At 65.9% G+C, this 23,258-nt stretch carries 20 protein-coding genes; 9 read left to right on the forward strand and 11 right to left on the reverse strand.

Annotated elements, in window-relative coordinates:
- The first annotated feature begins 102 nt into the window (after nucleotides 1-102).
- Both LDO54_RS23930 and LDO54_RS23935 read left to right on the forward strand, forming a co-directional pair.
- Nucleotides 103-1,002 carry an IclR family transcriptional regulator gene (locus LDO54_RS23930; protein WP_224013156.1) on the forward strand — a complete coding sequence of 300 codons (900 nt, stop codon included), beginning with the start codon at nucleotides 103-105 and terminating at the stop codon, nucleotides 1,000-1,002.
- Nucleotides 1,003-1,108: 106 nt separating this feature from the next.
- Nucleotides 1,109-2,554 (forward strand): cytochrome P450, encoded by a 1,446-nt coding sequence (locus LDO54_RS23935; RefSeq protein ID WP_224013157.1) that lies wholly within the window; start codon nucleotides 1,109-1,111, stop codon nucleotides 2,552-2,554.
- On the opposite strand, the gene LDO54_RS23940 is transcribed toward LDO54_RS23935, so the two are convergent.
- The 3 genes from LDO54_RS23940 to LDO54_RS23950 form a co-directional block, all read right to left on the reverse strand.
- Entirely contained in the window at nucleotides 2,551-3,435 is an 885-nt protein-coding gene (locus LDO54_RS23940; protein ID WP_224013158.1) for a MurR/RpiR family transcriptional regulator, read from the reverse strand. The genes LDO54_RS23935 and LDO54_RS23940 overlap by 4 nt on opposite strands.
- Before the next feature lie 61 nt (nucleotides 3,436-3,496).
- Nucleotides 3,497-4,561 carry an ABC transporter ATP-binding protein gene (locus LDO54_RS23945; protein WP_224013159.1) on the reverse strand — a complete coding sequence of 355 codons (1,065 nt, stop codon included), beginning with the start codon at nucleotides 4,559-4,561 and terminating at the stop codon, nucleotides 3,497-3,499.
- 84 nt (nucleotides 4,562-4,645) lie between these two features.
- Nucleotides 4,646-5,419 carry an SDR family oxidoreductase gene (locus tag LDO54_RS23950; RefSeq protein ID WP_224013160.1) on the reverse strand — a complete coding sequence of 258 codons (774 nt, stop codon included), beginning with the start codon at nucleotides 5,417-5,419 and terminating at the stop codon, nucleotides 4,646-4,648.
- Nucleotides 5,420-5,767: 348 nt separating this feature from the next.
- On the opposite strand from LDO54_RS23950, the gene LDO54_RS23955 reads away from it, so the two are divergent.
- The 3 genes from LDO54_RS23955 (at nucleotide 5,768) to LDO54_RS23965 (ending at nucleotide 8,977) form a co-directional block, all read left to right on the forward strand.
- Entirely contained in the window at nucleotides 5,768-7,000 is a 1,233-nt protein-coding gene (locus tag LDO54_RS23955; protein WP_224013161.1) for an ABC transporter substrate-binding protein, read from the forward strand.
- 217 nt (nucleotides 7,001-7,217) lie between these two features.
- The gene (locus LDO54_RS23960) at nucleotides 7,218-8,135 is read left to right on the forward strand and encodes a carbohydrate ABC transporter permease (protein ID WP_224013162.1); all 918 of its coding nucleotides are present in this window, start codon (nucleotides 7,218-7,220) and stop codon (nucleotides 8,133-8,135) included.
- On the forward strand, nucleotides 8,132-8,977 hold the full coding sequence (locus LDO54_RS23965) for a carbohydrate ABC transporter permease (protein WP_065057562.1): 846 nt from the start codon (nucleotides 8,132-8,134) through the stop codon (nucleotides 8,975-8,977). Before LDO54_RS23960 ends, LDO54_RS23965 begins: the two co-directional genes overlap by 4 nt.
- Before the next feature lie 102 nt (nucleotides 8,978-9,079).
- Here the strand turns inward: LDO54_RS23965 and LDO54_RS23970 are convergent, their stop codons facing one another.
- From LDO54_RS23970 to LDO54_RS23990, 5 genes are all read right to left on the reverse strand, one after another.
- Nucleotides 9,080-11,428: an Orn/Lys/Arg decarboxylase N-terminal domain-containing protein gene (locus tag LDO54_RS23970; protein WP_224013163.1), complete on the reverse strand. Its 2,349-nt coding sequence runs from the start codon at nucleotides 11,426-11,428 to the stop codon at nucleotides 9,080-9,082.
- Nucleotides 11,425-13,008 (reverse strand): arginine/agmatine antiporter, encoded by a 1,584-nt coding sequence (adiC, locus tag LDO54_RS23975; RefSeq protein WP_224013164.1) that lies wholly within the window; start codon nucleotides 13,006-13,008, stop codon nucleotides 11,425-11,427. Before adiC ends, LDO54_RS23970 begins: the two co-directional genes overlap by 4 nt.
- Nucleotides 13,009-13,294: 286 nt before the next feature.
- On the reverse strand, nucleotides 13,295-13,486 hold the full coding sequence (locus LDO54_RS23980) for a glycine zipper 2TM domain-containing protein (RefSeq protein ID WP_224013165.1): 192 nt from the start codon (nucleotides 13,484-13,486) through the stop codon (nucleotides 13,295-13,297).
- Between the two features lie 86 nt (nucleotides 13,487-13,572).
- A complete protein-coding gene (locus tag LDO54_RS23985) occupies nucleotides 13,573-14,514 on the reverse strand; it encodes an AEC family transporter (protein ID WP_224013166.1) in 942 nt (313 codons plus the stop codon).
- Nucleotides 14,515-14,621: 107 nt separating this feature from the next.
- On the reverse strand, nucleotides 14,622-16,112 hold the full coding sequence (locus tag LDO54_RS23990) for a DHA2 family efflux MFS transporter permease subunit (protein WP_224013258.1): 1,491 nt from the start codon (nucleotides 16,110-16,112) through the stop codon (nucleotides 14,622-14,624).
- Nucleotides 16,113-16,489: 377 nt separating this feature from the next.
- Here LDO54_RS23990 and LDO54_RS23995 point away from each other — a divergent pair, with 377 nt between their 5' ends.
- Nucleotides 16,490-16,942, forward strand: a complete 453-nt coding sequence (locus tag LDO54_RS23995; protein ID WP_224013167.1) for a MarR family winged helix-turn-helix transcriptional regulator — start codon at nucleotides 16,490-16,492, stop codon at nucleotides 16,940-16,942.
- 16 nt (nucleotides 16,943-16,958) lie between these two features.
- Here the strand turns inward: LDO54_RS23995 and speB are convergent, their stop codons facing one another.
- From speB to LDO54_RS24010, 3 genes are all read right to left on the reverse strand, one after another.
- Nucleotides 16,959-17,921: an agmatinase gene (gene speB / locus LDO54_RS24000; RefSeq protein WP_224013168.1), complete on the reverse strand. Its 963-nt coding sequence runs from the start codon at nucleotides 17,919-17,921 to the stop codon at nucleotides 16,959-16,961.
- An 85-nt stretch (nucleotides 17,922-18,006) separates the two neighbouring features.
- A complete protein-coding gene (locus LDO54_RS24005) occupies nucleotides 18,007-19,497 on the reverse strand; it encodes an aldehyde dehydrogenase (RefSeq protein ID WP_224013169.1) in 1,491 nt (496 codons plus the stop codon).
- Between the two features lie 85 nt (nucleotides 19,498-19,582).
- Nucleotides 19,583-20,152, reverse strand: coding sequence for a cupin domain-containing protein (locus LDO54_RS24010; protein ID WP_224013170.1), 570 nt, complete (start codon nucleotides 20,150-20,152; stop codon nucleotides 19,583-19,585).
- A 411-nt stretch (nucleotides 20,153-20,563) separates the two neighbouring features.
- On the opposite strand from LDO54_RS24010, the gene LDO54_RS24015 reads away from it, so the two are divergent.
- From LDO54_RS24015 to LDO54_RS24025, 3 genes are all read left to right on the forward strand, one after another.
- The gene (locus tag LDO54_RS24015; RefSeq protein WP_224013171.1) at nucleotides 20,564-20,788 is read left to right on the forward strand and encodes a hypothetical protein; all 225 of its coding nucleotides are present in this window, start codon (nucleotides 20,564-20,566) and stop codon (nucleotides 20,786-20,788) included.
- A gap of 293 nt (nucleotides 20,789-21,081) precedes the next feature.
- Nucleotides 21,082-21,888: a gamma-glutamyl-gamma-aminobutyrate hydrolase family protein gene (locus LDO54_RS24020; protein ID WP_224013172.1), complete on the forward strand. Its 807-nt coding sequence runs from the start codon at nucleotides 21,082-21,084 to the stop codon at nucleotides 21,886-21,888.
- A 30-nt stretch (nucleotides 21,889-21,918) separates the two neighbouring features.
- Nucleotides 21,919-23,253, forward strand: a complete 1,335-nt coding sequence (locus tag LDO54_RS24025; RefSeq protein ID WP_224013173.1) for a glutamine synthetase family protein — start codon at nucleotides 21,919-21,921, stop codon at nucleotides 23,251-23,253.
- Nucleotides 23,254-23,258: the final 5 nt, after the last annotated feature.

Consider the following 23,258-nt stretch of genomic DNA (forward strand, 5'->3'; position numbering starts at 1 on the left):
CGGCGCGCTCGACGTGCGGGCCGACGGCGCGCTCGTGCGCGCGCTGCGCGAGGCCACTGACGCAATCGCACGCGCCGCGTTTTCATCGACATCGAATTGACCATGCCGAAGTCCGCCCGACCCACGCCCGACGCCGAAGCGTCCATCGACACCCCGGCGCACACCGACGCCGCCGGCAGCGAAAAAACCCAGCGCGGCATCCAGGCGCTCGACGCGACCGGCGACCTGCTGGCCGCGCTCGTCGCGGCGGGGCAGCCGCTCGCGCTGCGCGACCTCGCGGCGGCGGCGGGCATGCCGAGCGCGAAGGCCTTTCCGCACCTCGTGAGCCTGCTGAAAACCGGCCTGCTCGAACGCGACGAAGCGGGCCGCTACGGCGCGGGGCCGCTCAGCCTCGAACTGGGCCTGCTCGGACTCGCGCGTCTCTCGCCGGTGCGTGAAGCCGACGCCGAACTCGTCGGCCTCGCCGCCGCGACCGGCATGAGCGTCGCGCTCGCGGTGCAGGGGCCGCTCGGGCCAACCGTCGTGCGGCTCGAAGAATCCACGCGGCCGCTGCACGTGAGCCTGCGGCCCGGCACCGTCATGTCGATCGTCAACACGGCGATCGGCCGCGTGTTCGCCGCCTGGTTCGACGACGACGTGCGCGCCGCGCTGCTCGCGCAGGACGGTTTGCGGCTCGCGGGCGCGACCAACGCGACGAACGCGACGAACGCGACCAACGCAACGAACGCGGCCAACGACGCCGCCTACGCCGAACGCCTCGCCGCGATCCGCGCGCAAGGGCTCGACACCGCGCTCGACAAGCCGATTCCCGGCATCAGCACGGTCGCCGCGCCCGTGTTCGACCACACCGGCAGCGTCTGCCTCGTGCTCGCGCTGATGGGGCCGTCGGGCAACCTCGACACCACGCGCGATGGCAACTGCGCGTCCTTGCTGATGGCGGCTTCCGAGCGCCTCTCGCGGCGCTTCGGCTACATGGCGGGCGCGGCCGCAGCGCCGCTATAATCGGCTTCCGTCAGACGATTGACGCGCAACGCTCAAGCGCCGCCGCGCGCCTGAGCGCCTTGATCCGCGTCGACACGCAAGGCGGCTCCATCACAAGGACAGCCTCATGAGCACCGCCTCCACCGGTACCGGTTCCGCCACCGCGCTGCGCCAGGTCGCCGACCTGCCCTGCCCGCGCGGCCTGCCGCTGATCGGCAACCTGCTGCAACTCGAACCCACGCGGCTGCATCAGATTCTCGAACGCTGGGCCGAGGAACTCGGCACGCCGTACCGCTTCCAGGTGGGCAGCATCCCCATCACGATCTGGACCGACACCGAGTTGATCCAGTCGATCATGCGCGAGCGCCCGCACCGCTATCGCCGCTATCAGCCGATCGAAAGCGTGTTCGACGAAATGGGCGCGAACGGCCTGTTTTCCTCCGAAGGCGTGCAGTGGGAATCGCACCGGCGGCTCGTGATGCAGGCGCTCTCGATCCCGAACATCAAAGCGTTCTATCCGACGCTCGCGGACATCACGCAGCGTCTGCGCGCGCGCTGGCTGCGCGCGGCCGAGCGCGGCGAGACCGTCGAGATGACCGACGACCTCAAGCGCTACACCGTCGACGTCACGAGCGCGCTCGCGTTCGGCGAAGATCCGCGCACGCTCGAACAGGATCACGGCGCGATCCAGGAGCATCTCGAACGCATCCTGCCCGCCGTGATGGGCCGCATCAACGCGCTGTTTCCGTACTGGCGCGTGTTCAAGCTGCCCAGCGACCGCAAGCTCGATCAGTCGCTGGCCGAAGTGCACCGCTACATCGACTCGATGATGGCGCGCGCCCGCGCGCGGATGCGCGACGAGCCGTCGGAGTTGCCGCGCAATCTGCTCGAAGCGATGCTCGTGCAGCAGCAGCAACACGACGGCGAGTCGATTTCCGATGCGCAGATTCGCGCCAACGTGCTCACGCTGCTGCTCGCGGGCGAGGACACGACCGCCGATTCGATCGCGTGGACGCTGCCCTATCTGGCCGCCGATCCCGCGTTGCAGACGCATCTGGGCGAGGAAGCGCGCCGCGTGATCGGCGACGCGCCCGTGTGCCCCGACTACGCCACGCTGAAGGACCTCGACATTTTCGAAGCGATCGCGATCGAAGCGACGCGTCTGCGTCCGGTGGCCGCCGTGCATTCGTTCGAGCCGCTCGAAGACGTGGTGGTCGACAACGTCGCGCTGCCGAAGGGCACGCGCATGTTCTTCGTCGCGCGGCCCGCGATGGTCGACGCGAAAAATTTCGCCGATCCGCAGCGTTACGATCCGTGGCGATGGATGCGCAAGGGCGAGCAAGCCGAGCAAGCGGGCGCGCATGACGTGCGCGCGTATCTGCAATTCGGCGCGGGGCCGCGCGTGTGCCCCGGACGCCATCTGGCGACGGTGGAAATGCGTCTCGCGCTGTCGATGCTGATGAACGAATTCGAAATCGAACTGGCGATCGATCCCGCGCAGATCAAAGAGGTGTCGGCGTTCACGATGGTGCCGGACACGATGCCGGTGAAGCTGCGCAAGCGCGTGCGTTAGGCCTTCACTTCGCCCGCGCTGTCCGAGTCGCTGCGCGCCTGCGCGTCGCGCATCTTGGCGAGCGTCTTCGGCCCGAGCCCGAGCGAGACGCCCAGCGCGAGCGCGTCGATCACCGCGAGATGCGCGATACGCGACACGCCCGGCGCGTGCGGTTCGTCCGCCGCCATGCCGGAAGCCGGCACGCGCAGCAGCAGCGGAATATCGACGACCCACGCGAGCCGCGAGCCCGCATTCGTCAGCGCAATGGTGGTCGCGCCGCGCTCCTTGGCGATCTGGATGCTCTCGTTCACTTCCACGCTGCGGCCCGACTGCGAGATCGCGAAGGCCACGTCGCCGGGTTCGAGCAGGCCCGCGTAGAGACGCTGCAGATGCCCGTCGGTGAACGCGCTCGCGGCCACATCCAGACGCAGAAAGCGCAGCGCCGCGTCGTTCGCGACCAGCCCCGAGCCCGCGCCCACGCCGAAGAAAAATACCCGCCGCGCGCTGCCGAGCGCCGCCACCGCCGCCTCGAACACCGCCGGATCGAGCGAGGCGCGCGCGTGCATCACGCCCTGCACCACGGCGTCGGCGACCTTGTCGAGCAGCGAGCCGATCTGCGTGGGCTCGCCGCCCGCCGCGTCGTCCGTGGCGGAAAACGGCACGCCGCCCGCCGCGCTCTGCGCGAGCCGCATCTTGAAGTCGCGCAGGCCGTGCGCGCCCACCGCGCGGCAAAAGCGCGTGACCGACGGCTCGGAGACGTCCGCGCGCAACGCGAGTTCGGTGATGCTCGCGCGCATCGCGAAGTCGATGTCGGCGAGCACCATCTCCGCGACCTTGCGTTCGGCGGGCCGCAGCGACTCCGCGACATTGCGGATGTGATGGATCAGGTTGGAGACCGGCAAGCTATGTTCCGTGGGTTGAGCCGTGGAAGATGCGAGACGCCCGATGCCCGGGTTCAGTGCTTCAATCGAGACGCTTGCCGCTTTCGGTGTCGAACAGATGCAGATGCGCGAGAGGCAGACCGAGCGTCATGCGCTGGCCCGGTTCGATGCCGGGCCGCGCGCGGGTCGTGACGCACCATGTTTGGCCGCCTATTTTCCCGTACAAGTGCGTTTCCGCGCCAGTCGGCTCGATCACGTCGACGGCGAACGGCACCTCGCCCGTGTGCGTTTCGACGTGCTCGGGACGAATCCCCAGCGTCACGCGCGCGCCCGCTGGCGCGCCGCCTTCGGGCAACGCGATGCGCACGCCGTCGTCGAGCACGAGCGCCGTGCCGCGCGCGTCGCTCATCACGCTGCCCGACGCGAAGTTCATCGACGGCGAGCCGAGAAAGCTCGCTACGAACAGATTGCCGGGCTTGTCGTAGAGATCGAGCGGCTTGCCGATCTGCTCGATGCGCCCCGCGTTCATCACGACGATGCGGTCGGCCATCGTCATCGCTTCGATCTGGTCGTGCGTAACGTAGACGACCGTGTTGCGCAGCCGCTGATGCAGCGCCTTGATTTCGGTGCGCATCTGCACGCGCAGCTTGGCGTCGAGATTCGAGAGCGGTTCGTCGAACAGGAACAGCGCAGGCTCGCGCACCACGGCGCGGCCCATCGCCACGCGCTGGCGCTGGCCGCCCGAAAGCGCGCGCGGCAGGCGGTCGAGATAGTTCGAGAGATTGAGCATCTTCGCGGCGGCTTCGATGCGCGGCTTGAAGCCGTCCTCGCGTTCCTTGCGGATGCGCGGGCCGAACGCGATGTTGTCGTAGACCGAGAGATGCGGATAGAGCGCGTAGCTCTGGAACACCATCGAGATGTTGCGCTGCTGCGGCGGCAGCGCGTTCGCGCGCGTGCCGCCGATCGTGAGGTCGCCGCCCGAAATATCTTCGAGACCCGCGATCATGCGCATCAAAGTGGTCTTGCCGCAGCCCGACGGTCCGACCAGCACGACGAACTCGCCGTCCTCGATGTCGAGGTCGACGCCGTGCACGACCTGCGTGTCGCCGTAGCGCTTGTAGATGCCGTTCAGTTGTACCGCTGCCATGCTGTCCTCGTGGGCTGTTGTCGCTGCTTGCGTGTGTTTTCCTGCTTTTTTCAGGGCATTGTGTGAAAGCGCGGATGCGAACGCTCAGAACGGATCGAGCGTCAGCTCGTTCGCCATCAGCCGGTTGCCCGCCATGAGGCCCGCGTCCACCGGCAAGGCCACGCCGGTAATCACGCGCGCCTGTGGCGAGGCGAGGAAATGCACGGCGTCGGCGATATCCTCGGGTTCGGCCACGTCGCCGAGTGGATACCATTTACTTAGCTGTTCGAAGATTTGCGGATTCTGCTCGACGCGCGCGCGCCACGCGGGCGTTTTCACGGTGCCCGGACACACGATGTTCGCGCGGATGCCATGCGGCCCGAGTTCCATCGCGAGCGCCTTCGTGTAGCTCACGAGGCCCGCCTTCGCGGCGCTGTACGCGGGATGCCCGAGCGCGCTCAAGCCGTTCACCGAACCGATCAGCACCAGCACGCCGCGCTGGCGTTCGATCATCGCGGCCCGCACGGTTTCGATCGTGTTGTACGTGCCGTTGAGATTGAGGTCGACGTCGCGCCGCCAGCTGGCCGCGTCGGTATGCGCGAGCGTCGTGCCGAGCGCGCCGCCCGCGTTCGCCACCGCCACGTCCACCGGCCCGCGCGCCGCCACGCCGCGCGCCACGGCGTCGGCCATCGCGAGCGGATCGCTCACGTCGGCGGCCAGCGCTTCGAGGCGTTGCGCGCCGAAGGCGTCGGCGAGTTGCTGCACGCCCGCCGCGTCGCGGTCGAGCGCGAGCACGGTGTCGCCGCCATCGAGAAACCGCTTGCACAGCGCGCGGCCGATGCCGCCGCTCGCGCCCGTCACCAGCACCACACGGCTCATGTTCGAACTCTCCGCGTATCGACTGAAAAGCCCGCCGGCGTGCGCGCCAGCGGGCCTGTAAATTTCCAACAGACTTACGTTAAATATCGTTTCGCCTGCACTCCGCCGCGAGTTGACACGCAGGCGTCCCACATATTGCACTGCATGATTTCCCCCTGTTTTACGGCATGTTAGGCAAATTCAGGAGCAGAAAACAATATCGCGATTCCCAGGTGACAACGTTTTTTTCATCCTGTAGGATTTTTTCAAACAAGGCAACTGGCACAAAAACAGGCAGCAAAAAAACGCGCCCATCCAGGCGGCGGCAGTCGGTGCAATAAAACAGGAAGACCACCCAGGAGAACGAGAATGTCGTTTCAGCAACGTGCAACCCTCACGCTCGGCAAGCTGGCCGCCGCGCTCGCGTTCGCCGGCATCGCCGTCGCGGCGCACGCCGACACGGTACGCGTGACCGTCGCGCACTACAGCGACGCCACGGCGCCGTACTTCGAGAAAATGGCCAAGCAGTTCGAGGCCGCCAATCCCGGCACGACCATCAAGATCGAAGACGTGAACTGGGACTCGCTGCAACAGAAACTTCAGACCGACATCTCCGGCGGCGCCAACGCCGACCTCGCCATCATCGGCACGCGCTGGCTGCTCGACTTCGTCAAGGACGACATCGCCGAGCCGCTCGATCCGTACATGGACGCGAACTTCAAGGGCCGCTTCATCGGCCCGTTCCTCGCGCCGGGCGAGATCAACGGCAAGATCTACGGCCTGCCGATCGCGGCGTCGGCGCGCGCGCTGTACTACAACAAGGACATGCTCGCCTCGGTGGGCTATCCGAACGGTCCGAAGACCTGGAACGATGTGATCGACGCCTCGAAGAAACTCAAGGCGAAGGGCATCGCGGGCTTCGGTCTGCAAGGCAAGGAAATCGAAACCGACGTGTACTTCTACTACGCGCTGTGGACGCACGGCGGCGACGTGGTGGGCAAGGACAACAAGGCCGCGTTCAATTCGGCGGCCGGCGTGAAGGCCGCCACGCTCTACAAGACCATGATCGACGAAGGTCTCACGGAGCCGGGCGTGACGGGCTACAGCCGCGAAGACGTGCAGAACCTCTTCAAGCAGGGCCGCGTGGCGATGATGATCTCCGCGCCGTTCCTCGCCAAGCAGTTGAAGAAGGAAGCGCCGAACATCAAGTACGGCATCGATCCGATTCCGGTTGCGACCACGCCCGCGACCTACGCGGTCACCGACTCGATCATGATGTTCAAGAACTCGAAGGTGAAGAAAAGCGCCTGGAAGTTCCTCGACTTCCTGTTCACGAAGCAGCCGCGCGTGGAATTCACGAGCACGGAAGGCTTCCTGCCGACGACCAAGGCCGAAGCGGGCGATCCGGCGTTCCAGGACCCGGACACGAAGGCCTTCGTCGCGCTGCTGCCGCACGCGAAGTTCGCGCCGACCGTGACGGGCTGGGAAGACACCGCCAAGGCCGTGTCCAACGCAATGCAGTCGATCTATCTCGGCAAGGCCAAGCCCGCCGACGCGCTGAACCAGGCCGCAACCGAAGCGAACAAGTCGCTCGGCAAGTAAGCATGCAGCCGTCTCGCCGCGGAGTGTGACCGCGGCCCTGACCGGCGCGACGCGTAGCACGCACTCCCGCTACGCGTCGCGCCGGTTGCCGCACGTTGATTCACCGACTGACCGGACGCCTCACGACATGACCACGGGTCCCCTGAAGCCGACACCGCGAGCCGCAACGGCTAACGGCGCCGCCCCCGACCCCACACGCGCACGCCAAAGCCCCAGCATGAGCCGCTCCGACCGCGCTGCCCGCAACGTTTCCGCGCCCCGCGCGCCCTGGCTGCTGATCGTGCCGAGCCTCGCGCTCGCGCTGTTCATCATCAGCTATCCGATCTTCAACATCATCTGGCAGTCGCTGCACGACGTGTCGCGCTTCGGCCAGATCCGCGATTTCAGCGGGCTGCAAAACTTCCTCAACGTGTTCGGCGACCCCGTGTTCCTGAGCGCGCTGAAGAACACGATCATCTGGACGGTCTGCGTCGTGGTGGGCACGGTGGCGATCTCCGTGCCGGTCGCGCTCGTGCTGAACCAGGACTTCTACGGGCGCGGCATCGCGCGCACGATCGTCATGCTGCCGTGGTCGGTCTCGCTCACAATGACCGCCGTGGTCTGGCGCTGGGCCTTCAACGACGACTACGGCATGGTCAACGTCACGCTGCAAAAACTCGGCCTGATCGCCGGGCCGATCCACTGGCTCGCCACGCCCGAATACGCGTTTCCGGTGGAGATCGCCGTCGGCATATTGGTGTCGATTCCGTTCACCACCACGATCTTTCTGGGCGGCCTCTCTTCGGTGCCGGGCGACATCTACGAAGCCGCGCGCATCGACGGCGCGAGCGCCTGGCAGCAGTTCCGCCAGCTCACGCTGCCGCTGCTCAAGCCCTTCATCAACATGGCGATCCTGCTCAACGTGATCTACGTGTTCAACTCGTTTCCGATCATCTGGGTGATGACGCAGGGCGGCCCCGACGACAGCACGCACATCCTCGTCACCTATCTCTACGAACTCGGCTTCCGGCTCGGGCGTCCGGGCGAAGCGGCGGCGGTCTCGCTGATCATGCTCGTGATCCTGTTCGCGTTTTCGGTCGCATATCTGCGCGTGCAGGCGAAGCGCAGCGGCGGCGCCGAAGGAGACCTCGCATGAACCGCAAGCTCAAACGCTCGCTCTGGTGCTGGCTCGCGCTCTCGCCGCTGGTCGTCGCGGTGCTGTTCCCGTTCGCGGTGATGTTCTTCACCTCGTTCAAGCCCGCCAACGAAGTGTTCGTCTATCCGGCGCGCTGGCTGCCGCAACATTGGCGCTGGGAAAATTACGTCGATATGTGGCAGGCCGCGAACTTCGGCGTCGCGCTGCGCAACAGCATCGTGATCTCGTTTCTCTCCACGGCGCTCGCGCTCGCGGTGAGCCTGCCCGCCGCCTACGCGCTCGCGCGCTTTCCGTTTCGCGGACGCGGCGCGTATCGCCAGTTCCTGCTGGTCACGCAGATGCTCTCGCCGATCCTGCTGGTGGTCGGCCTGTTCCGCCTCGCCGCGATGATTCCGTACGGCGACGGCAATCTCGTCGATTCGAAGCTCGGCGTGATCGTCTCGTATGCGGCGTTCAATATCGCGTTCGCGGTGTGGATGCTCTCGTCGTATTTCCAGACCGTGCCGCGCGACCTCGAAGAATCGGCGTGGCTCGAAGGAAGCAGCCGCACGGGCGCGGTGTTCCGCGTGTTCCTGCCGCTCGCGATTCCGGCCGTGGTGGTCACGGCCATCTTCACGTTCATCAGCGCCTGGAACGAGTTCGCCGTGGTCTACACGCTGATCCGCTCGCCCGAGAACAAGACGCTGACCGTGCAGGTCACCGACATGGTCGCGGGCAAGTATACGGTCGAATGGGAACTGGTGATGGCCGCCACGCTCGCGGCCACGCTGCCGGTTTCGGTGGTGTTCGCGTGGCTGCAACGTTATATGGTGAAGGGGCTGGCGCTCGGCGCGGTGAAATGAGGATGCCGAACTAATCGCGCACATAGCTTCGCCGATAAAAAGCGGGCCGATCACACGATCGGCCCGTTTCTTTTGCGCCTCGCGACTACGGCCGCCGCGCGCTCAGGCGTTCAACGCGCCCTTCCTCAAGCACGCGACGCGATACACGCCGTCTTCCGCCTCCACGCCGTGGATATCGTGCGTGAAGCCCGGAAACCGCCGGTCGAACGCTTCCAGCGCCTTCAGATAGCCAAGGAAAGGACCATCCGCATCGCCCGCGTTTTCGCCAGGCATCAGCAGCGGAATGCCGGGCGGATACGGCACCACGCCGGTCGCCACCGTGCGCCCGTCCATGCGTCCGAGTTCGAGCGTATCGATCTCGTTGTGCACGAGTTGCTCATAGGCCTCGGCGGGACTGCAATCGGGACGCGGCAGTGTCGAAAACGCCTGCGCCATCAGCGCGGTCGTGCGCAAATCGCGCATCGCCGCGAACATGCGGTCGCACAGTTCGCGCAGTCCGATGCCCGCATAGCGCTGCGGATGCTGATCGACGAGGTCGGGCAGCACGTGTTCGAGCGGCGCGTTCACGTCGTAGTCGCGCTTGAAGTCGAGCAGCGTGTTCACGAGCGTGCCCCACTTGCCCTTGGTCACGCCCAGCGAGAACAGGAACAGGATCGTGAAGTCCGCGGTCTTCTCGACCACGATGCCCTGGCGGTCCAGATACGCCGTCACCACGCTGGCCGGAATGCCCACCGGCAACAGTCCGCCATGCGGCGCGACGCCCGGCGTGATGATCGACACCTTGATCGGATCGAGCATGCAGTAGCCGTCCTCGATCGTGCCGAAGCCGTGCCAGTCGTCTTCCGGGTGCAGCACCCAGCACGACGGATCCTGCAACAGCAGCGCCTCGGGCGCATCGTGAAAAGCGTAGCGGCGCGCGTTACGGCGGTCCACCACGGTCTTGGGCTGCCAGACGTGGAAGAACCAGTCGTCGCGATCGTCGAAACCGGCGGCGAGGCGCGCGAGCATCTGCCGGAAGCCGATGGCCTCGCGCATCGCGTCGGTCGTCAGCGCGAGGCCGCCGGGGCCGTCCATCATCGCGGCGCTCACGTCGTTCGAGGCGATGATCGCGTACTGCGGCGAAGTCGACGCGTGCATCATGAACGACTCGTTGAAGCGCGTGTGACCGATCGCGCCGCGCCCGTTGCGCACGTGGATGAACGAGGCCTGCGAGAGCGCGGCGAGCAGCTTGTGCGTCGATTGCGTCGCGAACACGGTCGGGCGGCTCGCGTCGTGATCGGCCGGGTCGCCATGCATCGCGAAGCGCTCGCGATACAGCGGATTGAAACGCGCGTAGCCGTACCACGCTTCGTCGAAGTGCAGCCGGTCCACGCTCTCGCCGAGCAACGCCTCCACGCGCGCGACGTTGTAGCAGAGGCCGTCGTAAGTCGAGTTGGTGATGAGCGCGTGCACCGGCTTCGGCTTCACCTCGGGCCGCCCTTTCACGAGCGGATTGTGATCGATGGCGAGCCGCACGGCCGCCTTCGTGAGCCGCTCCGGCAGGATCGGCCCGATGATGCCGTAACGGTTGCGCGACGGCACGAGCCAGGTCGGGATCGCGCCCGCGAGCGTCATCGCGTGCTCGACCGACTTGTGGCAATTGCGGTCGCACAGCGCGACTTCGTTGCGCGTCACGCTCGCCATCACGATCACGCGGTTCGAGGTCGACGACCCACTGGTCACGTGATAGCTGCGGTGCGCGCCGAACACGCGCGCGGCGTACTTTTCGCTCGCGCCGATCGGCCCGCTGTGATCGAGCAGCGAACCCAGCTCGCCCACCGAGATCGACAGATCGGAGCGAAACAACTGCTCGCCGAAGAACTCGAAGAACGCGCGGCCGACCGTCGACTTGAGGAACGCCGTGCCGCCCGTGTGGCCCGGCGTGTGCCACGAATATTCGTAGACGCGCGAGAAGCGCGCGAGCGCGCCGAACATCGGCGGCAGCACGGTTTCGCGGTAACGCTCGATGGCCGCGACGATGCGACCGCCGATGAACGAGGTGGTGTCTTCGAGCATCCAGATGAAGTCGTCGGCCTGGCGCATCGCTTCGACGGGCACGCCCGCCGCGCTCATGCGGTCGGCGAGCAGGAACACCGGCAGCGTCGCGCTGCGCGCGCGCAAGGCGTCGAGCACGGCGCGCGCGGCGGCGTGCTCGCTGGCGTCGGCGTCGGCGCTGAGCGTGCCGAGTTCCCAGTCGAGCAGCAGGCATTGGACGCCGGGATCGGCGCCGATCACGGCGATGGCGTCGTCGGCGCTCGCGGCGGTCACCACGTCGACGAGGCGTTCGCGCAGCTCGTCGATCAGCGCGCGCGCGGCGCGTCCGTTGGCCGTGGCGGCGTCGATCTGCGGGTGGACGAAAAGCGCGCGCATGCCGAGGCGGCGCGACGCGTGTTGCGGGGACACGGTGCTCATGAAGCATTCTCCGAGGTCGTGGAAGGCGTGACGGGCGTGGCGGGCGGCGGGCCTGGCTGCGCCGGCGCGCTCGCGACGCCCGGCAGCGGCACGCGCGGCCGCAGCGTGAGGCCGCGATCGTGGCCCACCGAAATCCAGAAGGTCGCGACGAGCGCCACCACGGCGACGCCGAACGACACGTAACGCACCCAGCCTGGCGCGCGCCCGCCGGGATGCAGATGCTTCTCGGCGATCTCGCGCTGGCGATTCACCGAGAGCTCGTAGAACACCACCGTCGCGATCACGAAGATCAGCGACCAGCGCGTCTGCTGCCCGTCCGAGCCGACCATCGCCCAGAGCGCGTAGACCGCGCCGACCAGCCCGACGACCGTGTAGAACGTGAACTGATGCGGCGACATCTTCCCGTAGCCGATCACCTTGATCGCGATGCACGAATAGATGTACGGCAGGAGCGTCATGATCACGGCGATCGAGGCGATCTTGCCGAACTGCTCGCTCGCGTTCGGCGACATGGTGGCGAGCACCTGCACGGTCATGATCGTCGCGACGATGGCAAGCCCCGCCGACGGCACGTTCTTCGCGTTCACGCGCGCGAACACGTTGCCGAACAGGCCGTCGTCCGCGGCGGCTTTCGCGGTTTGCCCGACCAGCAGCGTCCAGCCGCCGAGCGAGCCCAGACAGCCGAGCGCCGCGCACAGCGCCACCGCGTTCGCCGCCGTGCTGCCGAGCGCGACGCGCGCGGCGTCGGCGAACGGCGCGTTCGACGCGATCAGCGCCTTATTCGGGATCATCCCCATGATGACGGTCGAGCTGAGCACGTAGCAGACGGCCGCGATCACCACGCCGCCCACGGTCGCGATCGGCACGTTGCGCTGCGGATTCGCCACCACGGCCGTAGACACCGAGGCGCTTTCCACGCCGATGAACGCCCACAGCGTGAAGTTCAGCGTCGAGCCGATCGCGCTGAACGCGTTGCCGCCACTCACGTTCCAGCCCGACATATAGACCGCGCCGCTGAACCAGAACCAGCCGAACACCGCCATGCCAACGATGGGAATCAGCGCGATGATCGTCGTGACCGACTGCACGCGCGCGACCACCTGCGGGCCGAGAATGTTCGCGTAGGTCAGCAGCCAGATGACGAAGATCTGCGCGGCGGCCAGCGTGAGCGGGTCGCGCAGCGAAGGGAAAAAGTGCGTGAGATAGCCGAGGCCCGCGACCGCGAGCCCGGTGTTGCCGAGCACGTTGGCGAGCCAGTAGATCAGGTTGGTCTGGTAGCCGACGTAGTTGCCGAACGACTTGCGCGCGTAGGCATAAGGGCCGCCCGCGAGCGGGTCGATGGCCGCGAGCTTCGCGAACACGAGCCCGAGCGACACCGCGCCCACCACCGTGATCAGCCAGCCGAAGATCGAAATGCCGCCGGTGGCGGCCAGATTCGCGGGCAGCATGAACACGCCCGAGCCCATCATGTTGCCGGCCACCATCAGCGTGGCGGGCACGACGCCGATTTTCGGCGTCTCATTGCTGCTCGCGGCGCCGCCCTTCGTGAGAGCGGTGCCGGAGGGTTTCGCATCAGACATGCGCTCTCCCAGTCAGGTGTGATGCAGCCGTGTGGGCTGCGATGACGACCTGGCGAGACGCGTCGGCGCAACGCCTCGCCGCCTGTGCGAAGCCGTCGGATGGACGGCCGCGAACAGGTAGGAAGAATAGTCTGGTGAAGTGCGAAAACAGGTCGATTCAGGTCAGAAGTCGTGCGTTTCTGGCGACTCCATGCCTTGAATCAACTCATCTCAATTTTGACTGGCGTAGCGCGCGCATCGATGCGAGCGACCGCGCGGATCGGTGCACGGTGACGCGCGGCGGGCGTTACTTGCCGAGTTCGTGCCCGATCACACCGCCCGCGACCGCGCCGCCGACGGTGCCGACCGCGCTGCCGTTCGTCGCTTTGTTACCGACATAACCGCCCGCGGCCGCGCCGCCGAGCGTGCAGGCGCTGCCGCCGAACGCCATGAGAACGAGGAGCGCGAGCGCCGCGCCGCTGCGAGTGAGCCGCTTCATCGTCAATCTCCTGATCGAGGGTGACGGCTTTCAGTCAGCAAACGGCGTGCCGCATTCGCAGGCTCAATCGTGACGCGATTCGCGCGTCAGCCGTGATGCAGATGCAGCAGGATCAGCGTGAGCGTGACGAGCGAGCCGAGCGTCGAGTGCAGGATCGTGCGGCCGGTCACGTGCGCCTCGCGCTTGTAGTACTCCGCGAGCATGAACGGCCCGGTGCCCGTGGGCAGCGCGGCGAGCAGCACGGCCGTCTCCACCAGTTGCGGCGAGAGGCCGAACACGCGGTCGGCGAGCAGCCACGTCAGCGCGGGCTGCGCGACCAGCTTCGAGAGCGTGAGCCACCACGACGACTCCTGCGGCGTATCGCTTTTCGCGCGGCGCTCGGCGAGAAAAAGACCGAGGCTCACCAGCGCGCACGGGCTCGCCGCGCCGCCGAGCAGCTTGAGGAAGGTTTCGCCGCTCGCGGGAATCGTCACGTGAAAGCCCGACATCAGCGCGCCCAGCGCGGGCGCGACCAGCAGCGGATTGCGCATCAGCGAGCGCGCCACCTTGATCAGCAGACGGTGCGGACGGCGCTCGCTTTGCAGCCCCGTTTCGATCAGCACGATGGCGAAGGCGAACAGCACGCACACCACGAGGATCGTCGCGATGGTGGTGGGCGTGAGGCTCGACGGCCCGAACGCGATCATGCAGAGCGGAAAGCCCACGTAGCCTGTGTTCGGATAGGCGGCGGCGAGGCCGTCGATGCTCGCGTCGGCGAGCGGCCGGCCGAGGAACAAACGCACCGCCACCACGCCCGCGAACACCACGAGCCCGGCGATGCCGAACGCGGCCACGAACGCGGGCTGAAAGAGTTCATGCCACGTTGCGTGCGCAAGGATGTCGAACAGCAGCGCGGGCAGCGCGAGCCAGACGACGAAGCGGTTCAGTTCGGAAGCGGCGGCGGGACCGAGCACGCCGAAGCGGCGGCAGGCGAAGCCCGCGAAGATGAGGCCAAAGACGGGCAGGAGAATCGAAACAGCGGAGAGCATCGGAGTTCGGAGTGAGGAGCGGCAAAAGCATCGCGCGCGGACCGGCCGCGCGCACGACATGACAACAAAAAGCGGCGAGACGGGTTCAGTTCATCGGCAAATCCGTCTCAGTCCATGGCCGCGTGGTTCGCCTCGGCGGCGCCCGCGGCATGCGAGGAAGGCCGGATGAACACCAGCAGCGGAATCACCAGCAGCGTGGCGACGAACATCATCTTGAAGTCGTTCAGATACGCAATCATGGTCGCCTGCTGCGTGATCGACTGGTTCAGGAGCGCGAGATCGACTCGCGATCCGGCTTCGAGCATCGGCTGCACCGCGGGGTTGAACGGCGTGATATTGGCGGCGAGATCCGAGTGCGCAACCTGCGTGCCACGCGTGACGAAGGTCTGCACGATCGAGATGCCGATACTGCTGCCGATATTGCGCATCAGGCTGTACGTGGCCGTGCCGTCGGCGCGCAGTTGCGGCGTGAGCGTGGAAAACGTCAGCGCCGACAGCGGCACGAACACGAAACCCAGGCCGAAGCCCTGCACCACGCCGGGCCAGACGATATCGGAGGCCGACAGCACGATGGTGTACTGCATCATCTGCCAGAGCGCATACGCTGAGACCACGAAGCCGAACAGCAGCATCGCGCGCGCATCGACGTGCTTGAGCATGCGTCCCGCGATCAGCATGGCGATCATCGTGCCCGCGCCGCTGGGCGCCGTGACGAGGCCCGTGGTGGCGACCGGATAGCCCATCAGGTTTTGCAGCATCGGCGGCAGCAGCGCGCGCGTGGCGTAAAGCACCGCGCCGATCACGAAGATGAAGAACGTGCCGGTGGCGAAATTGCGGTCCTTGAGCAACTGGTAGCGGAAGAACGTCATCGGCCCCGAAGAAGCCGTATGCACGATGAAGAACGCGAACGCCAGCACCGCGAGCAGCGCCTCGATGCGGATCTCCAGCGAGCCGAACCAGTCGAGTTGTTCGCCGCGGTCGAGCATCGCCTGCAACGCGCCGATGGCGAGCGCGAGCGTGGCGAAGCCGAACAGATCGAAGCGCGATTCGCGCAGCGGCTCGCGCGCGGGCAGGAAGGTGGAGACGCCGAACAAGGCGAACGCGCCGATCGGCACGTTGATGAAGAACACCCAGCGCCAGTTGTAGCTGTCGGTGAGCCAGCCGCCGAGCGTCGGCCCGAGCACCGGCCCGACCATCACGCCCATGCCCCACACGGCCATGGCCTGGCCCTGGCGCTCGCGCGGGTTGATGTCGAGAAGAATCGACTGCGAAAGCGGCACGAGCGACGCGCCGAAAATGCCTTGCAGCAGCCGCGAAAGCACGATTTCGCCGAGCGTTTCCGAGAAGCCGCACAGCGCCGAAGCCAGCGTGAAGCCTGCGATGGCGACGCCCAGCAGCTTCTTCACGCCGTAGCGGTCGGCCAGCCAGCCCGTGAGCGGCGTGGCGATGGCCGCCGCCACGATGTACGAGGTGAGCACCCACGTGATCTCGTCCTGCGAGGCCGAGAGCGTGCCCTGCATATGCGGCAGCGCGACGTTGGCGATCGTGCTGTCGAGCGTCTGCATCAGCGTCGCCAGCATGATCGAGAGCGTGATCATGCCGCGATTGAGCGGGGCTTGCGCGCGTGGGGCGTCCTTGCGCGGCGCGTCGTCGTGCGGCGGCGCCGGACGCGATGCGGCGGCGCCGTCCTGCGTAACAGCGGTCATCGTGAGCCGTTCGGGTGCGTGGGTGACGAGATCAGTAAGCGGTCAGTAAGCAGTAAATAAGCGGTCGGGTCAGGTCGAACAGAAATAATAAGCCTGCTTATTATACGAATCCGAAACGCCGGCGCAATCGGGAACATTCATGAAGAAGCGGCAAACGCGGCAAACGCGGGACCACTGCCGATAAAGCGCGTCGATGTGGAGAGGACGCGACCGAAGCGCCCCGGCCCTCGCGCGCGAAGCCGCCCACGGCGCGACCGTATAATTGCGCCATGACTACCGACACTACCGACCTCGAAAAACGCTTTGGCTTCTTGATCGTCGATGTGGGCCGGCTGTACGGCAAACGTTACGACGAGCTTGCGAAGTCGTCGCTCGATCTCACGCGCGCGCAGTGCCGCATGATTGCGTACCTCGCGCACTATGGCGCGATGAACCAGGCGAGCCTCGCCGAGCAGCTCGAAGTGGCGCCGATTTCGGCGGGCCGCCTGCTGGAACGCATGGAAGAAGCGGGCTGGGTCGTGCGCACGCCCAATCCCGACGATCGCCGCGAATTGCTCGCGAGCCTTACGCCCAAGGCCGAAGGCGTGCTCTCGGCCGCGCGCCGCGTGGGCGACGAAGTGCAGGCCGAAGCCCTCGCGGGCTTCACGCCGGAAGAAGCGGAGCAGTTCAGCAATATGCTCCAGCGCGTGCGCGGCAATCTGGGCGCGCTAGTCGAGCGCTAGCCGACGCCAGCGAGGCTCAGCGCCCCGCAACCTTCTGCTGCCGCCACAGGCACAGCAGATCGCACGCGAGATGCGCGGCGGCCAGCGCCGTGATCTCGCTCTGATCGTAGGCGGGCGCGACCTCCACCACATCCGCGCCCACCAGGTTCAGCGCCTCCAGGCCGCGCACGATCGCCAGCGCCTGCGCCGACGACAGCCCGCCCGCCACCGGCGTGCCCGTGCCCGGCGCGAACGCCGGATCCAGACAGTCGATATCGAAGGTCAGATACGCGGGCCGCTCGCCCACGATCTCCAGAATGCGATCGCGCGCCGCGCGCGGGCCGTGCTCGTGCACCCACGCGGCATCGAGCACATTGATGCCGAGAAAGTCGTCGTTCCACGTGCGGATGCCGACCTGCACCGAGGTCTGCGGATCGATCAGCCCTTCTTTCACGGCCTTGTAGAACATCGTGCCGTGATTGAGGCTGTCGGGCGCATCGTCGGGCCAGGTGTCGCAATGCGCGTCGAAGTGAATCAGCGAAAGCGGCTTGCCGTACTTCTCCGCGTGCGCAATCAGGAGCGGATACGTGATGAAGTGATCGCCGCCGAGCGTGAGCATCTTCGCGTTCGAGCGCAGGATCGTGCGCGCATGCTCGACGATGGCGGGCTTGATCGTCAGCGGATTGTGCGCGTCGAACCAGCAATCGCCGTAATCGGTCACGGCCAGCGTCTCGAACGGATCGAAACCCCACGGATACGGATGCAGCTCCGCCAGTTGCACGCTCGCCGCGCGCACCGCCGCCGGGCCGAGGCGCGCGCCCGAGCGGAACGTGGTCGCCAGATCGAGCGGCACGCCGCTGATCGCCACGTCCACGCCGTCCAGCTCGCGCGTGTACTTGCGGCGCATGAACGAGAGCACGCCCGCATAAGTATTTTCGATGGAAGAACCGTGCAGCGAGTCGCGGCGGATGGCGCCGTCGCCGTGTAGCGTGGCCGTCATGCGATGCCTTTGGTCGTGGGATCGGAAGAAGAAAAAACGCGGCGGCGCGCGAGCATCGATGCCCGCCACACCGCCGCGGTGACGCTTAACGCAGACGCACGAGCGTCGACTTCAACTCCGTGTACTTCTCCAGCGCGTGCAGCGACTTGTCGCGGCCGTTGCCCGACTCCTTGAAGCCGCCGAACGGGAAGTTCATGTCGCCGCCTTCGTCGTAGCAGTTGACCCACACGGTGCCCGCGCGCAGGCGTCGTGCGATCTCGTGCGCGTTCGTGAGATTCGAGGTCCACACGGCGGCGGCGAGACCATAGTCGCTGTCGTTGGCGATGCGCACGGCTTCGTCGATCGTACTGAACGTGATCACCGAGAGCACCGGCCCGAAGATTTCCTCACGCGCGATGCGGGCGTCGTGATGCGTGTCGAACACCGTCGGCTCCACGTAGAAGCCGCCGCTCGCCTCGTTCACGCGCTCGCCGCCATAAAGCAGCTTCGAGTCCTTGCGGCCCGCTTCGATATAACTCAGCACGCGTTCGAGCTGGATCTTGTCGACAATCGCGCCCATCGAAACATCGGGATCGAGAGGATTGCCAGGCTTATACGCCTTCGCCGCTTCCACGAGCTTCGCGAGGAACACGTCCTTGATGTCGCGATGCACGAGCAGACGCGAACCCGCCGTGCACATCTCGCCCATGTTGTAGAAGATCGCGCCCGCCGCCGCGTTGGCCGCGCGGTCGAGATCGGGGCAATCCGGCAACACGATGTTCGGCGACTTGCCGCCGAGTTCGAGCCACACGCGTTTGAGATTCGACTGGCCCGCGTACTGCATGATCTGCTTGCCGACGTTGGTCGAGCCCGTGAACGCGATGCAGTCCACGTCGCGATGCAGGCCGAGCAGCTTGCCCGGCTCGCCGCCGCCCGGCAGCACGTTGAACACGCCCGCCGGAATGCCCGCTTCGTGCGCGAGCTGCGCCACGCGAATCGCCGTGAGCGGCGATTTTTCCGAGGGTTTGAGCACCACGCTGTTGCCCGCCGCGAGCGCCGGGCCGAACTTCCACGACGCCATCAGGATCGGGAAATTCCACGGCACCACGGCCGCGACCACGCCGATCGGTTCGCGCGTGACGAGGCCCACGAGATGATGATCGGCGGGCACGACTTCGCCGCCCACCTTGTCGATGGCTTCGGCGAACCATTCCACGCAATACGCGGCGCCCGGCACGTCCACCGTGGTGGTGTCGCCGATCGGCTTGCCCGCGTCGAGCGTTTCGAGCAGCGCGAGTTCGTCCTGGTGCTCGCGCATCAGCGCGGCCCAGCGCAGCAGCACGGCCTTGCGCGCGCGCGGATTGAGACCGGCCCACACGCCTTCGTCGAAGGCGCGGCGCGCGGCGGCGACCGCTGCGTCAACATCGGCGGCGCCGCAGTCGGCCACGCTCGCGAGCACGCGGCCGTCGATCGGGCTCACGCAGTCGAAGCTGCGTCCCGAGTAGGCGTCGCGATACGCGCCGTCGATGAATGCACGGCCTTCGATCGAAAGCGTCGCGGCCTTGTCCTGCCAATAAGCGAGAGTTTTCTTTTCCATCAGGATGCCTCAATAAATGGCGATTCGCCCGGCGTGCCGCGCATCGCATGGCGCGCGCGGCTTCGGGCGCATCGGTTTCGCGCGATCAGAACGTGGGCGGCGAATTCGCCGACACCACTTCGCAGACGTCGGTCGCGCTGGGATTGCGAAATCGGTGCGGAAGGCGGCTTTCGAAGTAGTAACTATCGCCGGGGTCGAGCAGCCACGTCGTGCCGTCGACGGTCAGTTCGATCTGGCCGCTCACCACGACGCCGCCCTCGTGTCCCGCGTGAATCAGCATTTCAGGGCCGGTATCCGCGAGCGGCTGATACACCTCGCGCAGGATACCCATGTTGCGGTCCCTCACGTTCGCGCCCGCCAGATAGAGCTCGATCGACGCGTTGCCGAGGTTGGGCATCTCGTCGCGGCGCGACACCACGCTCGCACCCTCATTCAGATCGAAGGTGAAGAATTCCGCGAGGCTCATCGGAATGCATTCGAGCAGCTTCTTGAGCGATCCCACTGAGGGACTGACGCGACTTTGCTCGATCAGCGAAATCGCGCCGTTCGTCACACCCGCGCGTTTGGCGAGTTCGCGCTGCGACAAACCATAGCGCTTGCGCACATAACGCAGGCGCGTGGCGACTTCGGTGGAAACGGATGCGGACTCGGTCACGGTCGAAAAGCGGTTTGGATCAGGGAACGCGCATGAGACACACCTGCGCGGCGCGATAAACGTGTTGAATATTCTAATCAGTTTGCTTTTTTTTGCGTCAGTACAAACCCCTGTAAGTTATTCGAAATATAAAGACAGTGCGGCATATTTCGCACTCCGCTGTGTTTTCAGGGCTGTCCGGGAAAGTGCTGACATAAAAAACGTAAAAAAATAATTGACGGCCTTTTTGGCTCGTATATGCTGAAACACAGGTCGATCGAACGATGATTCACAGCATCACATCGCACCGCAACACGCGATCAATGCGCGATACATCGAACGGCACCTATGTTTAGTGTCGCGAAGCGCATTTTGCATACCGCGCGGTGCGAAACAAACAACTGACCAACAAAACCCAAGTCGAGTGTAATTGTGAGAGTCCGTGGCCCTCTGGTGAGATGGGATCGAAGTCATGCGAGGTGTCTTCGCAGCGACTGCGCCGCCATCGCCGACGGCAGTAGCGGCAGACTTGCCTCTCGCCCGCTTCTTTCCGTCTTCACAATCCTTTCCCGCCGGTCTGTCCGGCGCCATAACGCCGTTTCCGCACGCGCCTTTATTGCCGTCCACACGGACGAAGTCGCGTCGCTGCTGCCCTAGCGCCTCTCCTTCCTGCGCCGTTCGTTTTTATCGCCGTCTTTTGCATGCGAGGCCTTGTGTCGTGCATGCGCGGTGTGCCTGCGCACGTCTGAATACCGTCGCGCCGCATAACGGCAGAAAACGAACCGCCTACATGATCTCCACGCGCAGCGCGATGCGTTAGCGTCGCTCATCGCTGCGTCATTACGTTTGCGGCCGTGCATTCAGTGCGGTTGCAAGGTCATGTCACGCCTGTTGCGCCGACGCTTTATGTTTGCAAACGCGCATCAGGAAGAAGAAGTGAACCATTAGTCATGCGAACCAAACCTTTGATTGGCGTTACCGCCGATCGCACGATGATGGGACCGCACGCGTCGCACGTGGCCGGCGAGAAGTACATCGCCGCTGCCGTGGATGGCGCCGGGGCGCTCGCGTTCGTGCTGCCCGCGCTCGGCGAGCGTCAGGCGGCGGCGGACATACTGGATGCCGTGGACGGACTGCTCTTCACGGGCAGCTACTCGAACGTCGAGCCGCATCGTTACGGCGGCCCGGCGAGCGCTGCGGGCACGCTGCACGATCCGGCGCGCGACGCCACCACCTTGCCGCTCCTGCGCGCCGCGATCGAAGCGGGCGTGCCGGTGCTGGCGATCTGCCGCGGCTTCCAGGAGATGAACGTGGTGTTCGGCGGCACGCTGCATCAGGAAGTGCACGCCGTCGACGGACTGCACGACCATCGCGAGAACAAGGCCGATCCGCTCGATACGCAATATGGTCCGGCGCACACGATCGCGCTCGTCGAAGGCGGGCTGCTGCGCAAGATCGCAGACGGCGCGACCGAGGCGCGCGTGAATTCGCTGCACGGGCAAGGCATCGACACGCTCGGCAGCGGACTCGTTGCGGATGCAACGGCTCCCGACGGTCTCATCGAAGCGATCAGCGTGGCGAACGCGCGCGCCTTCGCGCTCGGCGTGCAATGGCACCCCGAGTGGCAGCACGCGCAGAACGCCTTGTCCACCGCCATCTTCCACGCCTTCGGCGCGGCTTGCCGCGCACGCATGCTGGCCCGAATACCGGGCGGTGCCGCGCATCAGCCCGCACGCGCCCACGCCGCGCACGTCTGAGCCCGGCCGAACAGAACAGAGAGAACGATCATGCACGACATCGACGAATTCCTGAAGAAGCACCACATTACCGAAATCGAAGCGATCATCCCCGACATGGCGGGTATCGCGCGCGGCAAGATCATTCCGCGCAGCAAATTCGAATCCGGCGAATCCATGCGTCTGCCGCAAGCGGTGATGATCCAGACCGTCACGGGCGACTATCCCGAAGACGGCACCCTCACCGGCGTCACCGACCCCGACATGGTCTGCGTGCCCGACGCCTCGACGATCCGCATCATTCCGTGGGCCGTCGACCCCACCGCGCAGGTCATCCACGATTGCGTGCACTTCGACGGCTCGCCCGTCGAAATCTCGCCGCGCCGCGTGCTGCGCCGCGTGCTCGAACTCTACGAGGCGAAGGGCTGGAAGCCCATCATCGCGCCGGAACTGGAGTTCTATCTCGTCGACATGAACAAGGACCCGGACATTCCGCTCGCGCCGCCGATCGGCCGCACGGGCCGTCCTGAAACGGGCCGCCAGGCGTATTCGATCGAAGCCGTGAACGAGTTCGATCCGCTGTTCGAAGACATCTACGAGTACTGCGACGTGCAGGACCTCGAAGTCGATACGCTGATTCACGAAGTCGGCGCCGCGCAGATGGAAATCAACTTCATGCACGGCGAGCCGCTCGGCCTCGCGGACCGCGTGTTCCTCTTCAAGCGCACCGTGCGCGAAGCGGCGCTGCGCCACCATATGTACGCCACCTTCATGGCGAAGCCGATGGAGAACGAGCCGGGCTCGGCCATGCACATCCATCAGAGCCTCGTCTCGGCGGAAAGCGGCCAGAACCTGTTCACGGGCGAGGACGGCAAGCCCACCGACATGTTCCATGCGTATATCGCGGGCCTGCAGAAGTACACGCCCGCGCTGATGCCGATCTTCGCGCCGTACATCAATTCGTATCGCCGCCTGTCGCGCTTCATGGCCGCGCCGATCAACGTGGCGTGGGGCTACGACAACCGCACCGTGGGCTTCCGCGTGCCGTATTCGTCGCCGGCCGCGCGCCGTGTGGAGAACCGCATTCCCGGCGTCGATACGAATCCGTACCTCGCCATCGCCGCCACGCTCGCCGCCGGTTATCTGGGCATGACGCAGCACCTCAAGCCCACCGACCCGCTCGTGAGCGACGGCTACGCGCTGCCCTACCAGTTGCCGCGCAATCTGGAAGAAGGCCTCACGCTGATGGGCGCAAGCGAGCCGCTGATGGGCATCCTCGGCGAGAAGTTCGTGCGCGCGTATCTCGCGCTCAAGGAAACCGAATACGAAGCGTATTTCCGCGTGATCAGTTCGTGGGAACGCAAGCACCTGCTGCTGCACGTGTAACGAGA

This window comes from Paraburkholderia tropica (genome assembly GCF_914484835.1).
Classification (GTDB): Bacteria; Pseudomonadota; Gammaproteobacteria; order Burkholderiales; family Burkholderiaceae; genus Paraburkholderia; species Paraburkholderia tropica_A.

What these genes read in the sequence shown, in the direction of transcription:
- LDO54_RS23950 (WP_224013160.1), bottom strand. Translation starts at nt 5,419, where the DNA reads ATGAGCCGTGTGGTGCTGGTGACGGGCGCGAGCGGCGGCATCGGCCGC.
- LDO54_RS23990 (WP_224013258.1), bottom strand. Translation starts at nt 16,112, where the DNA reads ATGATCACGCTCTCGATCATGCTGGCGACGCTGATGCAGACGCTCGAC.
- LDO54_RS23930 (WP_224013156.1), top strand. Translation starts at nt 103, where the DNA reads ATGCCGAAGTCCGCCCGACCCACGCCCGACGCCGAAGCGTCCATCGAC.
- LDO54_RS23945 (WP_224013159.1), bottom strand. Translation starts at nt 4,561, where the DNA reads ATGGCAGCGGTACAACTGAACGGCATCTACAAGCGCTACGGCGACACG.
- LDO54_RS23960 (WP_224013162.1), top strand. Translation starts at nt 7,218, where the DNA reads ATGAGCCGCTCCGACCGCGCTGCCCGCAACGTTTCCGCGCCCCGCGCG.
- LDO54_RS23985 (WP_224013166.1), bottom strand. Translation starts at nt 14,514, where the DNA reads ATGCTCTCCGCTGTTTCGATTCTCCTGCCCGTCTTTGGCCTCATCTTC.
- speB (WP_224013168.1), bottom strand. Translation starts at nt 17,921, where the DNA reads ATGACGGCCACGCTACACGGCGACGGCGCCATCCGCCGCGACTCGCTG.
- LDO54_RS24025 (WP_224013173.1), top strand. Translation starts at nt 21,919, where the DNA reads ATGCACGACATCGACGAATTCCTGAAGAAGCACCACATTACCGAAATC.
- LDO54_RS23980 (WP_224013165.1), bottom strand. Translation starts at nt 13,486, where the DNA reads ATGAAGCGGCTCACTCGCAGCGGCGCGGCGCTCGCGCTCCTCGTTCTC.
- adiC (WP_224013164.1), bottom strand. Translation starts at nt 13,008, where the DNA reads ATGTCTGATGCGAAACCCTCCGGCACCGCTCTCACGAAGGGCGGCGCC.
- LDO54_RS23995 (WP_224013167.1), top strand. Translation starts at nt 16,490, where the DNA reads ATGACTACCGACACTACCGACCTCGAAAAACGCTTTGGCTTCTTGATC.
- LDO54_RS24005 (WP_224013169.1), bottom strand. Translation starts at nt 19,497, where the DNA reads ATGGAAAAGAAAACTCTCGCTTATTGGCAGGACAAGGCCGCGACGCTT.
- LDO54_RS23935 (WP_224013157.1), top strand. Translation starts at nt 1,109, where the DNA reads ATGAGCACCGCCTCCACCGGTACCGGTTCCGCCACCGCGCTGCGCCAG.
- LDO54_RS23970 (WP_224013163.1), bottom strand. Translation starts at nt 11,428, where the DNA reads ATGAGCACCGTGTCCCCGCAACACGCGTCGCGCCGCCTCGGCATGCGC.
- LDO54_RS24020 (WP_224013172.1), top strand. Translation starts at nt 21,082, where the DNA reads ATGCGAACCAAACCTTTGATTGGCGTTACCGCCGATCGCACGATGATG.
- LDO54_RS23965 (WP_065057562.1), top strand. Translation starts at nt 8,132, where the DNA reads ATGAACCGCAAGCTCAAACGCTCGCTCTGGTGCTGGCTCGCGCTCTCG.
- LDO54_RS23955 (WP_224013161.1), top strand. Translation starts at nt 5,768, where the DNA reads ATGTCGTTTCAGCAACGTGCAACCCTCACGCTCGGCAAGCTGGCCGCC.